This window comes from Allopusillimonas soli, assembly GCF_004153445.1.
GTDB lineage: Bacteria > Pseudomonadota > Gammaproteobacteria > Burkholderiales > Burkholderiaceae_B > Allopusillimonas > Allopusillimonas soli.
Genome location: NZ_SDQC01000004.1, coordinates 267,225 through 280,589, shown reverse-complemented (window position 1 = coordinate 280,589; position 13,365 = coordinate 267,225). Strand labels below are relative to the sequence as shown.

Below are 13,365 nucleotides of genomic sequence, written 5' to 3'. Positions count from 1 at the left end.
CGCCTTTAACGTGCGCCAAACCCTGTCAACATAGTTTTGATAGTCAGAAGTAAAACAAGCATGTCAAGATATAGTGAGCAATGCTTTATATAGTAGAAATCGTGCTCTATTTTTATCTGCGTTTCATCCGCATTTGCCGCGTAGCCGTGCCGCACTTGAGCCCAACCTGTTATTCCGGGCTTGACGACATGCCGGTAGCTATAGAATGGAATTTTCCGGTTGAACTCTTCGACAAACAATGGCTGTTCCGGCCGAGGCCCGACCAGACTCATGTCACCTTTTAAGATGTTCATGAACTGCGGCAACTCATCTATTCTCAGCTTTCGAATCAACCTGCCTACCTTCGTAATTCTTGGGTCATTCTCCCCGGCAAATTGGGGGTGGCATTTATCATCCACCCTCATGCTGCGGAACTTATAGATCACGAATTCACGGTTTCCACGCCCGATGCGCGCCTGCTTGAATATGACGGGGCCAGGGCTTTCCATTTTTATCAGCATTGCCGTGGCGAGGCATATGGGTAGAACAATGGGCAGTGACAGGAAAACAATCAGCAAATCCATGATCAGCTTTACCCGTTCATACATTGGACCAGGCAACAGCGAGCCTATGCTGTTCTCCGACATGCGATTTATTCGAACACGGCCGGTCACCGACTCATACACCGCTCTGGCATCGTAAACGGCTATGCGATTCAGCGCACACTGCGTCAGAAAACGCTCGGTATCGTCATCCAACGCCTCAAAATCCGCTACAACTGCATCAAAGCGCTTGCCTCCCAATTCTTCGTTCTCTATCTCCCGCGCATCGATGTCGGGCAGGCTCCTCAACTGATCAGCCTCACCTCCTGGAATCAGAGCGATTTTCAAGCGTCGGTATTTGAATGTGGCCAGATATTCGCAATGGAACCATAGCAGGGCCATGAAGCCACAGGAAACAAGGATGAGGCGGGAAATGTCGATGCGAAGCAGCAAGGCGATCAGCGATAGGAACACAAAAATCGCAATAACCTGCGGCGCAATGAAGTAGCCTGAGCGCCCGCCGGGATAGGTTGCACGCAATCTGCGTACAGCCGAGTGAGAGATCAGGAATGCAATTGTCGTGACCACAGTGGCGCTTTTCTGGCCGCTATTGAAGAATGTCTCGCCACCGACCCATCCCGAATAGATGCTGATTGGAAGCGCCACCGAAACCAACCACCCGAGCGTCAGTGAGAACCACGGCGACAGCAGTATCTGTTCGTACAAGCGGTGAAAACGTCTATTAGGTAAAGCGCTCATTGATGGAAGGGAAGGCGGATGAATTTGCGGCTGGCAACCTCAACGCGGTGTTGCCTCGTTGCGCTGCGCTGTAAGACGGCGGCCAGGACGGAAAATAGTATCGGGGATCAGTCCAATAATGCGTCCGTTACGGCCACTGCGTAACCCCCCAAACAGCCAACATAAGGTCCAGCAGGCTTGTTTCGTCTACGCCGAAGTCGTCCTGCCGCACGCCATCCACATATGCTCCAGTGAAGTGTCAGTGATGCCCGAAGACAGCATCTATGCGCCTTCAGCGGTTACCCAACATTATACGAAAAGCGGGTTACAAAATCGCCGCAGGCGCGCAACTGATGTTAAGAAGTGCTTCGTGCGCCGCTCATACTTACGAAAATTCAAGATCTGCGCTGTACGGTGTTGTTTTCAAACCACCAGGGAAGGCATGATGAGAGGGCCGAGCGAGCGCCAGACTCATCAGGCATGAGCAAAGCCGGCACACAACCCGGCACCTCACAACAGCCTATGGATACCTTAATCCCGAGGCGGCACGCAGGTTGACTACGGCATTACAAAGGGAAGAGAGGGGATGGAATGGCATAGCGCGGATTGTGAACCGGCCCCAAAGCGCTTGGCCGAGGCTCGGCGATGCCCACGGCAGGCTGGCACGGTTGAATTATTTATGACGTCACAATACTTACGGAAAATCTATTCAATATTGCGTCATATTTGCTCCGTACTTTCTGCCTATTGGCGAGCCAGTCTTCCCGCGTCAATCCCAGAAGCACCACACCAACACGCCGCCCATCCTTCTCGATATTTGAGCGCCTCAGGCCCTCTTCCTCAAAAGCAAACTTCTTGTGCATCTTGACTACTACGTCATTTATCTCAAGCACTTCACAATTCAGTTTCTCAAGACTCAAATCATTAAATGCGTATTCAATCAGCGCATATTCAAGAGCCGCCCCCAAACCTCCCCGCTCCTTTTCATCCAGATAAAATGCCCAATCGGATTTTCGATGCAAGGTGTCAAGGGCGGTAATACTCACAATACCAATCGGCATGGGGTCGCCACCCAATACCGCAAATACAATCTGCCTCGCATCAGTATTTAGACCGTCAAGCCAATTACGATGCTCTTTTTCCGAAATGATGTGATCCGTGTACATTGCCTTGCGCACCGCATGCTGATTCCGAATATGCCTGACATGACTTTGCTGCGTTGCATCACATAATACGAGCCTTTTAAGCACTATCTGCCGCCGCGCGTCACTCTCTTTTCCTGGGTTCATTGTTAGCTGTCCTAATCCTCGAACAAATCCCAACTGGCTGGCTCGCCGCGAGCGACAGCTCTTTTCAGCCGCCGACCGATCAGCGCGTCATAGAATTTGGGCGCGAGTCCTATGCCAGGCCGAATGCGCTTTATGTCCGCCTCGCCGACCGTGCTGCCGGCGGGCACATCCCGGACAAAGACAATGGAACGCCGGAACGACTTGTTGCTCTGCTCTGCAGACGGCCGGCTGAAACCCGCATTCCCCACCGATTGCCAGGCAGCGTAGGCATCCTCGCACAGCGTCTTCAGCTCGGACGGCTCCAATGAAAATTCGCTGTCAGGCCCTTTATCCTTTCTGCTCAGCGTGAAATGCTTTTCAATGACACACGCCCCCAACGCAACCGCGGCCACTGAGGCGGTGGTTCCCATGGTGTGATCCGAAAGTCCCGGGATGGTCTTGAACCTGGCTGCCAATGCCGGCATCTGCGCCAGGTTGGCCTGATCGATTGGCGCAGGGTAACTGCTAATGCAATGCAGCAGCACCAAGTCCTTGCAACCTGCCCCGCGCGCCGCATCAACGGCCTCCGCAATCTCTTCCTCCGTCGCCATTCCTGTGGACATGATCATCGGTTTGCCGGTGCTTGCCACATACCGAATTAACGGAATATCGACGATCTCAAAGGAGGCGATCTTATATGCGGGACTATTCAGATCTTCCAGCAAATCCACCGCAGTTTCATCGAATGGCGTGGAAAACACCGTGATTCCGGCCCGGCGAGCATGGGCGAACATTTCAAGATGCCACTCGAACGGCGTTTCCGCCCATTTATATAGATCGTACAGGGTATAGCCATCCCAGAGGCCGCCCTTGATTTTGAAATCCTCCCGGTCACAATCTATGGTCATTGTGTCGGCGGAGTAGGTTTGAAGCTTTATGGCATTGGCGCCCGCTGCCTTCGCGGCGTCTATGGTCGCCAGAGCGCGATCAAGCGAGCCGTTGTGATTGGCGGAAAGCTCGGCAATGATGTATGGAGGATGCCCCACCCCGATACTGCTGCCTTCGATTTTAAAAGTCACCCATTATTCCTTTACGTACTATTTCATCGGTATCACGGACCTGTCCGCTGCCGCGCCCGCCCGTACCACCTTGATCTAGGAGTCGGCATTCAGCAAAGCGCAAAACACGCGCTCCGCCCCGTCGCCAGGAACGAGCGCCTGGCAGCGCCTGGACTGCTCCCTCAACCGCTCGCCGGACTTGATGGCCTCCATCACGGACTGCATCAAGACCTGCATCTGCAGATCATCCAGATGCCCAAGAAAACTGATGTATCCGGCCCACGACAAGGCTTCGTTAGCCCCCACCTGATTATCAGCAACAGCAATTACCACGCCCGGCAGCCCCAGACACATGCGTTCCCATGATGTCGAGCCTCCCGCGCTGATCATGAGATCCGCCCTGCACATCAGTCCGGCAAGTGACGGCAAACCCTGGTGGACAACAGCCTCGCCCCTATGCGCCGCCTGTACGCGTATCGTATCAGGACACGGATGGTTGACGCCCAAAACGATATCCAGCGCCAGATGCCCGAACTCGGGGCGGCAAAGGGCGTCCAGAACTTTCCCGGTGACATTGCTGGGATCGCCGCCTCCAAAGAACAATAACACCCGCTTGACCACGCCATCGCGCGGAGGCATCAAGTTTCTCAGCAACTGATACTCTGAGGACAGCAGAGCGTAGCGGGGCCCCAGCAAAGTCCGGCACCGGCCAGGCACCAAAGCCCTATACCTGCACGCCTGCGCATCCCCATGCCAGTTCTGATCAAGCAAGACATCCGCATCGTGATGGCGATCTGCCAGATCGTCGATCACCATGAGGCTGCCACATAATGGCCGCGCCATACGCTCCCAGCGGATATCAATCGCATAATGATCGATGATTAGCCAGTCCGGACGCCTCTGTTTCAAGACCGCCAGCGTATCCTCCGCATCCTGGCGCCATGAACAGCCAAGCCATGAGGAATGCGCAAGAACTTCGCCCTCCTCGCCCTCCGAACTGGCGGTGCTCGCCTGTGGCAACCAGCGCAAGCAATGCCCTCTGCTTTGCACGAGGGCACCCAAGTGTCCGCGATGAGGACGGCAGATGAACTCAGACTCGACGCCATGGCTTCTCAACGCATCTGCCAGGGTCAGGCATCTCATAACATGGCCGGTGCCGATCTCGACCGACGCATCTACTCTAAACGCAATCCTCATAGGTGATCAGCGCTAGCCGTCAGCGCGACGCACGCTGGCGAGCGCCCTGAACATCGCTTCCGCGCGCTCCCAGTCCTCGGAAGTATCAATATCCTGAACCCTGCTCCTCGGCAGCGTAATGGCCAACGAGCGCGGGGTGAACAACTGGCGCTGCGCCAGCCATGCACTGGTTCGCCCCCAATAAAACTGTCCGGCATCATGATAGGCTTCCTCCAGATCCTGTGACCTGGTGTTGAAGTGTTCCGGATAGAACATCTCAACATTCCCTTTTTTGGATAGCTTGATCGCACGCCATATCGGAAACTCATAGCTTGTGGCGGAGAAAACATACTCGGCATCCTGCTCCCGCAACATGTTCAAGCCCCGCAAGACATCCTCGCCCTGAATGAATGGCGCAGTTGCGTAGATGCAGCAAACAAACTCGGGCAGGCTTCCTCCCAGGCAGCTCTGTTCTATGGCATGCGCAATCACGGGAAGCGTGCCTGTTTGATCGTCCGACAGTGCATCCGGGCGCATAAAAGGCACTTCCGCACCCAAGCTGGACGCCACTTCAGCGATTTCCTCATCATCGGTCGATATGACGACCCTGTCGAAGCAGCCGCTGGATTGCGCGGCCTCTATGGACCACGCAATCATAGGCTTGCCACAGAATTCCCTGATGTTCTTCCGGGAAATTCTCTTGCTTCCACCGCGTGCCGGAATAACAGCCAGGTTCATTGGTGCAAGGCCGATGTCAAGGCAGCGACCACCTCGTCCTGCTGCGCGTGGGTCATCGTAGCGAACAAGGGCAGGCTGATTGCTTCCGCATAATATGCTTCGGCTTCGGGTAGGGCGCCGCTCGCCGGACTATGGCGCTGGTAATAGGGCTGGGTATGCACCGGAATGTAATGGAGATTGACCCCGATTCCTTGGCGGCGCAAGGATTCGAAAACCTGAAGATGAGATGACTTTATTTTCTCAAGCTTCAGGCGAATGACATACAAATGCATGCCCGAATATGAATCGGGATGCTGCCACGGAAGCGTCAACGGCAATGACGCAAGAAGACTGTTATAACGGTCCGCCAGCGCATGCCTTGCCGCGACATACTTATCAAGACGAGCCAACTGGGCACTGCCCAACGCGGCCTGCAACTCCGTCATCCGATAGTTAAAACCGAGCCCAATTTGCTGGTAGTACCATGGGCCGTCCGGCGCATGCGTCATTGCACCCGCATCCCGGGTGATACCATGGCTTCTCAGCCTGTCCATGCTTGCGGCCAACTGATCATCGTTGGTCAGAGCCATGCCCCCTTCCGCGGTCGTTATTATCTTTACCGGATGAAAGCTGAAAATTGTGACATCGCTGTAACGGCAGTTTCCAATATATTCGTCCCGATATTTCCCACCTACCGCATGCGACGCGTCTTCAATGAGCTTGAATCCATAGCGCCGGGAGAGCGCATGAATTGCCTCAAGGTCGCAAGGCTGCCCGCACAGGTGCACGGCGACAACAACTTTCGGCAAGTTGCCGGATTCCTCAGCGGCTTTAAGCTTGCGTTCCAGCGCAACGGGACAAATGTTATATGAGCGAGGATCGATATCAACAAAGTCGACCTTGGCGCCACAATACAACCCGCAATTTGCAGAAGCGACAAATGTGATCGGCGTGGTCCAGAGCCAGTCTCCCTCGCCCAGGCCCAAGGCGAGGCAGGCAATGTGCAACGCGGAAGTAGCACTGTTTACCGCAACGGCATGGCGGGCACCGACCAGACCGGCAAGGCTTTGCTCAAAACGAGGGACTTCCGGCCCTTGGGTGAGGAAATCCGATTGCAGGACCTTAACCACGGCGTCAATGTCATCTTGCGTGATGTCCTGGCGTCCATACGGAATCATTTTAGATGTTTCCTATCTTCTCGATGTTGGCGTCAATCCAGTCCTGTAATTGCGTATCCGTCATCCATTCCGGGTTGTTGTCGCTCGAATAGACAAAAGACTCAGGCACCTTGCGGCCCTCCTTGATTCGTTCAGCAGAATCGCACCATCCATTGATGGCCGGCAGTATCTTGTAATGCTCGTCATATTCGTATGTATAGTAAGCATCCTCAGCCCCTATCATCTGCTCGTGCAGCTTCTCGCCTGGTCGGATGCCAACGACGTCTTGCCGGGCTTCTGGGGCCACGACCCGCGCCAGATCCGTTACTTTCATGGAGGGGATCTTTTTCACGTAAATTTCGCCGCCAACCATGTCCTCGAACGCATGCCACACCAGTTCCACGCCTTGTTCCAGAGAAATCATGAACCGGGTCATGCGCGGGTCGGTAATGGGAAGCACCCCAGTATTCTTGACCGACATGAAAAAGGGAATCACGGAACCCCGCGATCCCATCACATTTCCGTAGCGCACCACCGAGAACCGCGTGCCATGTTCCCCGGAATAGGCGTTCCCGGCAACAAACAGCTTGTCGGATGCCAGCTTGGTGGCGCCATACAGATTGATCGGGCTGCTGGCCTTGTCGGTGGATAGTGCCACGACCCGCTTTACTTTTTTGTCGATGCAGGCGTCGATCAGATTCATTGCGCCATTTATATTGGTTTTTACGCATTCGAAGGGATTGTATTCCGCAGTCGGCACAATTTTTGTTGCCGCGGCATGCACCACATAATCGACTCCATCCAGCGCACGATACAGCCGATCCCTGTCGCGCACATCGCCGATGAAAAAACGAACGCGTGCATCGTTGCTGTATTTTTTAGCCATTTCCCACTGCTTCATTTCATCCCTGGAAAGAATGATGATCTTCTTCGGGTTGTATTTGGCCAAGGTCATGGGAACGAATGTGTTTCCAAATGATCCTGTTCCGCCGGTTATCAGCAGTGTTTTACCTGTGAGCATTAAAAGCTTCCTTCAATTCTTCATCTTTCCAGAATGCCGCATCCATCTCGGCACCGATATTCCAAGCTCCGCTTGCCACCAAGAGGAGCGATCCAAACCCTACATTTTAACGATAGAACCCCTGCACATGACCCTTCGACTGCAAAGCGACGCCATTGTTACCTTATGATTCATCCAGGCCAAAATCGGGCCATCCGCACCATAATGCTTTCACTCTCTTACAAACACATGGCGGATAAATATACGAATATGCCTGCCGCCTAGCCGATAAAATAATTACGCCAGAAGTCGGATTAAAAGCCGGACATAACGGCCAGGCCCATCAATTAATCAACGAGAATCTCCGGCAATAAATCGGGCGGCATGCAAGGCGTAGATAGAATGTCCTAGTTTTCAAAATTCCTTTCCCATCGCCAGGCATCTTCGCACATCTGTCGAACCCCTCTCTCTGCTTTCCACTTCAACAGGCTTTCAGCCAAGGCCACGTCGGCCCAGCAAGCCGCCACATCGCCCTCTCGGCGGGAGACCACTTTATATGGAACTGGTTTCCCGCTGACTTGCTCGAAGGCCTGTATCATTTCAAGGACGGAATAGCCGACGCCGGTGCCAAGGTTGACAGCCAGCATCCGTCCCGCGTTGCGTTCACAATACGCCAATGCATTGACATGGCCTTTCGCCAAATCCACAACATGCACGTAATCTCGTACGCCGGTACCATCGGCCGTATCATAGTCGTTGCCAAAAACATACAGCGTCGGTCGCCGCCCCGACGCAACCTGCGCCACATAAGGCATCAGATTATTCGGCAACCCTGCAGGCGACTCGCCAATCAGGCCGGTACCATGGGCTCCCACGGGGTTGAAGTAACGTAGGCAGGCGATACGCCATTCATTATCACATGCTGCCAGGTCTTCCAGAATTCCTTCCACCATCAGTTTGGTGTTCCCATATGGGTTGGTTGCCCGGCGAGGATGGCTCTCGGTCAGAGGTAGCCACTCCGGATGCCCATACACCGTGGCCGAGGATGAAAAGATGAAACTGCGAACACCCGCCGCCTTCATCGCGTTCAAAATCTGAATCGTTCCATTTACATTGTTATCGTAATAGGCCAGAGGGATTTCAGTTGATTCGCCAACAGCCTTTAACCCGGCAAAATGCATAACCGCATCAATCGAATGGGACTTGAACACAGAATCCAGCAGAGCGCCGTTTCTAATATCTCCAAGAATGAATTCGGGAACAACTCCGGTAATCGTGAAAATAGAATCAATAACCGTATCACGGCTGTTGGACAGGTTATCAAGCACTATTACCCTGTAGCCGGATTCAATTAATTCGACAACAGCATGGCTTCCTATATAGCCCGTGCCTCCGGTAACAAGAACCGTTTTATTATTTTGCAATTATTACCTCGACATCAACTATTAATGCCCAGCGGATGCCTGCCATCCGCAGCGGAGCCAGAACGCAGCATTACCCAGAATATAAGCAAGGCCAAAATAAAAAATAGCAAGGTATTATTTCGCCCCAGCATTATTTGGGTCTGGGAAAAAATCGCATAGCATAATGTCAGTTGCATTCCTGCAATAGCGCTTGCCCGCACAGCCGCGCTATCGTCTCTTAGTTTTCCTGCAAACATGAAGAAACTCACGACAAACAAGGCGATAACTGAAAGCAGTCCCAGCAATCCATAATGAACCCACAGTTCCAGAAAAGTATTATGGGTGTTGGCCAGCTTACCCACAATGGGAGGAACTGTGCCTTCGGCAATCAGGCGCTGCTGTTCGTCCTTGTAGGCTTCGTCGCTCCAGCCAAGCAGTGGTTTTTGCGGAATTATTATCATGAGCGATTCCCACATGGCAAAACGCGCGCCCAAAGACGAATTCGGATTGCCATGCTCAAACTTTCGAATATCCACCAAGGCATGTTCGTACCTGGTCTGCACCATGGGCACCGAAACCGCCAGTATGGCCATACCTGCGACAAGCACCGCCAGCACCGCCACGAGCTTCAGCAGGTTATCGCGCCTGATATAAGCGGCCAGAAAAACCAGGACTATCGCGGGCAAGGCTACCCACCCCCCCCTGGTGCCCGACATGATGGAACTCCCCGCGCCGGAGGCGATGCCGATCGCCAAAGCTACGACCCAGCCCGTGGAGTGCCTGGGCAATGAGCGAGCCCAGGAAAGGCCCGCTGCGCAAAAGACCGCCATCATAAGGCCCAAGTCGCCGAACTGAATGCCACCGGTGAAGCCATCAGCACGCCGGATATCGAGTATTTGCGTTTCCCATAAGGCAACAGCCAAGCCAGAAACACTGCCGGCAACAAATCCGCCCCAAATCCACGCCTGCTTGGGGGGAACAGCCATTAGCATGAGAAAGATCGGGATCGCCAGCAAGTAGCGAGTTGTTAGGTCGAAGCTGGCCCAGGAGTTCCCGTGATACGCCCAGGTGAAGAGTCCCGTGAAAAATATGAACATGAGGACGCCTATCAGCGCCTTGTCCCACTTGCATAAGGGTGCATGCCGCCCTTTCGCAAGGTGCAGCAGACTACAGAGAAGCAGGACCGCCGTTCCCACGGCATAGGCTCGTGGTATCGAGATAATCGCGGCGAAAAATTGAAAACAGGCGAGTGAGACAACCAAGGACAGTGCCCTGTTATCCATCATTGCTGATAAACGTGTTACGAAGGATCGCATCAAATACAATTTCATCAAAACATGTACTATGTAACATAATTATTCAGACACTGTACGGCTACGACGCAGGTTCGGAGCAGCGTGCATCGGCAATGCGCGCATCCATAAGCCCGTCTGGTCGGCATTGCCCAGCAGCAGGCAGGCATTAACCGGCCGCCGGGCTGACGGCTTCCAATATCGCTCGCGCGCGCTTCTCCAAGCCAATGGGCTGTCGCGTTTCCCTGTCCACGTAGACATGGACAAAGTGCCCTTGTGCAACCGCAATATCCTCTCCCTTTCTGAACACGCCCAGTTCATAGCGCACACTGCTGTTGCCCAATCTGGCAACCTTGAATCCAATCTCGATTTCGTCAGGAAAGGCGATCGACGCAAAGTAGCTGCAGCCTGTATCCACAACCAGACCGATAGCCTTGCCGCATCCGATATCCAGCAGCCCCTGGTCAATCAGAAAACCGTTCACTGCCGTGTCGAAATATGAGTAATAGGTCACATTATTGACATGACCATATACGTCGTTGTCCATCCACCGGGTCGTTATGGAACGGAATACACCGAAGGCGCTGCGATGGGCGGGCTGCGGTTTGCTCATGCTTATTTACTCCCGAAGGCGAGCTCATTTCCCGTATTATCGCCTCGGACATCAGGCAAGGCTTTTCAAGGCCTCCTTATCATGTTACAATCTTTATGCTAAGTGGTTCAGTCGCTTAGCCAAAAGCAGTACGTCAAGACCCTTTTCACTTCGGGTTGCGCCCCCCGGGTGTGCCACCCCTCCCGCCTAACGTGCGCTGTCTTAAGCACACACTTCTTCTCCCCTGTGGCAAGGCAAATCCACTGGTCCTGCACACTGCTTGGGTATTTCCAGTACACGCTTTCCCTGGAAAGCGCAGCATCCAGCGCCGCCTTTGGCGCTTACGAAGCAATCCTCCCGCTGCCGCGGTTGCAGAATTGCAGCGCCGCAAGCCGGTCGATCTTCCAGATCCTGGCGAGAGGCGCAAGTTCATGGTTTTTTACAGGAGTACTCTATGGCCAAAGAAGAATTGATCGAAATGGGCGGACTCGTCACCGAAGTGCTGCCCGACTCCCGGTTCCGCGTCACGCTGGACAATGGGCACCCCATCGTCGCCTATACCGGCGGCAAAATGCGCAAGCACCATATCCGCATCCTCGCCGGCGACAAGGTGTCGCTGGAAATGTCGCCCTACGACCTGAGCAAGGGCCGCATCACCTATCGTCATATTGCAGGCCGCCCCTCCGGCGCCAGTACGCGCCGCCGCTGATAGCGGCGCTGGAACACCCAGGCATTCTGGGCACAGTGTTCGACGGCATTACAATGACTTTCCACTCAGTCATGCCAACAAGGAGCACCTGTGACCAGTTTGTTGCCTATTCCTGGTAATCCTCCCTTTGTCCCGCTGCGCGAGCTATCCGAGTGGAAGGCGTTTGAAACCGCGGCGGCGCAATCCTCCATACAGACTCATTCCCTGCACATCATCACGGCGGCCGGTCTGGATGTGGATGTCAGCAGTCAAGGCACCTCTCCCGCACTGACGCAGGCAACCCAGGCCCTGCTCGAGGCGCGCCATTTCGAGGCCATGCGCAGCCAGCTGCTCGAGGGCGGCCACATCAACGTCACAGAAGACCGCGCGGCATGGCACACGGCCTTGCGTGCCCCCGATCCCATCGAAGAGGTCGCCCTGGAGCGCGCGCGCATGACGGAGTTCGTGCGGCAGGCCGACTCCGAGCGCAAATGGCGCAACATCGTTCATATCGGCATAGGCGGGAGCGATTGGGGCGTCAGGCTGGCTGTCAATGCATTCGGCTACGCGGGCTCCTGGCGCAATGTTCATTTTGTTGCCAATATTGATGGGCATGCCATACAAGGAGGGCTCGCGGGCATCGACCCGCACGACACCCTTGTCGTGATGGCCTCCAAGTCGTTCAGCACCGCCGAAACACTGCAGAATGGCCAGCGTGCCGTCGAATGGCTGCGGGCCGCCGGCATCCAGGACCCATACAGCCACGTTGTCGCGGTCACGGCGCGGCCTGAGGCGGCCAAAAAATGGGGGGTATCTGGCAAACACATCTTCAAGCTGTGGGACTGGGTAGGCGGACGGTTTTCCGTCTGGTCGGCCGTCAGCCTGACGACGGCGTTGGCGGTGAATCTCGACGTCGTGGCGGGCATGCAGGCCGGGGCTGCGGCCATGGATCTGCACTTTTCCCAGGCACCCATCCAGGAGAATGCGCCGGTCCAGATAGCCATGTCGGGCCTCGTCAACCGCAGCGTACTGGGCTATGGCTCGTTGAACATCGCACCCTATGACTTCAGGCTGGCCGAACTGGTACCCTACATACAGCAACTGGAAATGGAGTCGCTAGGCAAATCGGTGGATCTGGCCGGCAATCCGGTGGGGGTACCCACGGGCCCCACCGTGTGGGGCATGCCGGGCACAGATGCCCAACATACGTTCTTCCAGTGGTTGCACCAGGGCAGCGACGGCTCTCCGGTCGATTTCATTGTGTGCCGGCAGGCCGACCATGGATGGCCCGAGCATCATCGCAGCCTGATCGCCAATTGCCTGGCGCAACGCGAGGCCCTGCTGAAAGGGAAATCCTATGACCAGGCTTTGCAGGACCTTCTGGACGCGGGTATGGAACGCGACCGTGCCGAGTGGCTGGCTCATCACAAAACCCATGTGGGAGGAAGGCCCTCCAATCTAATTGTGCTGCCCCGCCTTTCGCCCTACTCGCTCGGCGCGCTGCTGGCGCTGTATGAGCATAAAGTTTTCGTGCAGGGTCTGGTCTGGGGCATCAATGCCTTCGATCAATGGGGCGTGGAATACGGCAAGGTACTGGCCAAGGGCATCGTCGGTGAACTGGATGGCACACGAGCGCAGGATCCCAATCATGATGCATCCACGGCACACTGGGTATCCCTGCTGGGATCGGGCGAGGACAACGTCTGAAGGGCCGTTTCTGCAAGCTCTCGGATGAGCCGCGCAATATCAAAAGAA

General features: G+C 54.9%; 12 protein-coding genes. 2 read left to right on the top strand and 10 right to left on the bottom strand.

Annotated features, from left to right (window positions below; genetic code table 11):
- Positions 1-5 precede the first annotated feature (5 nt).
- The 10 genes from ERD78_RS14150 to ERD78_RS14105 form a co-directional block, all read right to left on the bottom strand.
- Complete coding sequence (locus tag ERD78_RS14150; protein WP_167668940.1) at positions 6-1,247, bottom strand: exopolysaccharide biosynthesis polyprenyl glycosylphosphotransferase; 1,242 nt, start codon at positions 1,245-1,247, stop codon at positions 6-8.
- A gap of 689 nt (positions 1,248-1,936) precedes the next feature.
- The gene (pseH, locus tag ERD78_RS14145) at positions 1,937-2,548 is read right to left on the bottom strand and encodes a UDP-4-amino-4,6-dideoxy-N-acetyl-beta-L-altrosamine N-acetyltransferase (RefSeq protein ID WP_129969965.1); all 612 of its coding nucleotides are present in this window, start codon (positions 2,546-2,548) and stop codon (positions 1,937-1,939) included.
- Positions 2,549-2,559: 11 nt separating this feature from the next.
- The gene (pseI, locus tag ERD78_RS14140; protein ID WP_129969964.1) at positions 2,560-3,606 is read right to left on the bottom strand and encodes a pseudaminic acid synthase; all 1,047 of its coding nucleotides are present in this window, start codon (positions 3,604-3,606) and stop codon (positions 2,560-2,562) included.
- A 75-nt stretch (positions 3,607-3,681) separates the two neighbouring features.
- Positions 3,682-4,782 (bottom strand): UDP-2,4-diacetamido-2,4,6-trideoxy-beta-L-altropyranose hydrolase, encoded by a 1,101-nt coding sequence (gene pseG / locus ERD78_RS14135; protein WP_129969963.1) that lies wholly within the window; start codon positions 4,780-4,782, stop codon positions 3,682-3,684.
- Between the two features lie 12 nt (positions 4,783-4,794).
- Complete coding sequence (pseF, locus tag ERD78_RS14130) at positions 4,795-5,499, bottom strand: pseudaminic acid cytidylyltransferase (RefSeq protein ID WP_129969962.1); 705 nt, start codon at positions 5,497-5,499, stop codon at positions 4,795-4,797.
- Positions 5,496-6,656, bottom strand: a complete 1,161-nt coding sequence (pseC, locus tag ERD78_RS14125) for a UDP-4-amino-4,6-dideoxy-N-acetyl-beta-L-altrosamine transaminase (protein WP_129969961.1) — start codon at positions 6,654-6,656, stop codon at positions 5,496-5,498. The genes pseF and pseC overlap by 4 nt, the downstream gene beginning before the upstream one ends.
- A gap of 1 nt (position 6,657) precedes the next feature.
- The gene (pseB, locus tag ERD78_RS14120) at positions 6,658-7,656 is read right to left on the bottom strand and encodes a UDP-N-acetylglucosamine 4,6-dehydratase (inverting) (RefSeq protein ID WP_129969960.1); all 999 of its coding nucleotides are present in this window, start codon (positions 7,654-7,656) and stop codon (positions 6,658-6,660) included.
- Between the two features lie 386 nt (positions 7,657-8,042).
- A complete protein-coding gene (galE, locus tag ERD78_RS14115; protein ID WP_129969959.1) occupies positions 8,043-9,059 on the bottom strand; it encodes a UDP-glucose 4-epimerase GalE in 1,017 nt (338 codons plus the stop codon).
- A 14-nt stretch (positions 9,060-9,073) separates the two neighbouring features.
- Positions 9,074-10,369 carry an O-antigen ligase family protein gene (locus ERD78_RS14110; protein WP_129969958.1) on the bottom strand — a complete coding sequence of 432 codons (1,296 nt, stop codon included), beginning with the start codon at positions 10,367-10,369 and terminating at the stop codon, positions 9,074-9,076.
- Between the two features lie 130 nt (positions 10,370-10,499).
- Positions 10,500-10,943, bottom strand: a complete 444-nt coding sequence (locus tag ERD78_RS14105) for an acyl-CoA thioesterase (RefSeq protein ID WP_129969957.1) — start codon at positions 10,941-10,943, stop codon at positions 10,500-10,502.
- Positions 10,944-11,376: 433 nt separating this feature from the next.
- Between ERD78_RS14105 and infA the strand changes: the two genes are divergently transcribed.
- Together infA and pgi are read left to right on the top strand one after the other, a co-directional pair.
- Positions 11,377-11,631, top strand: coding sequence for a translation initiation factor IF-1 (gene infA / locus ERD78_RS14100; protein ID WP_129969956.1), 255 nt, complete (start codon positions 11,377-11,379; stop codon positions 11,629-11,631).
- A gap of 90 nt (positions 11,632-11,721) precedes the next feature.
- Positions 11,722-13,317 (top strand): glucose-6-phosphate isomerase, encoded by a 1,596-nt coding sequence (pgi, locus tag ERD78_RS14095; protein ID WP_245152479.1) that lies wholly within the window; start codon positions 11,722-11,724, stop codon positions 13,315-13,317.
- Positions 13,318-13,365 lie beyond the last annotated feature (48 nt).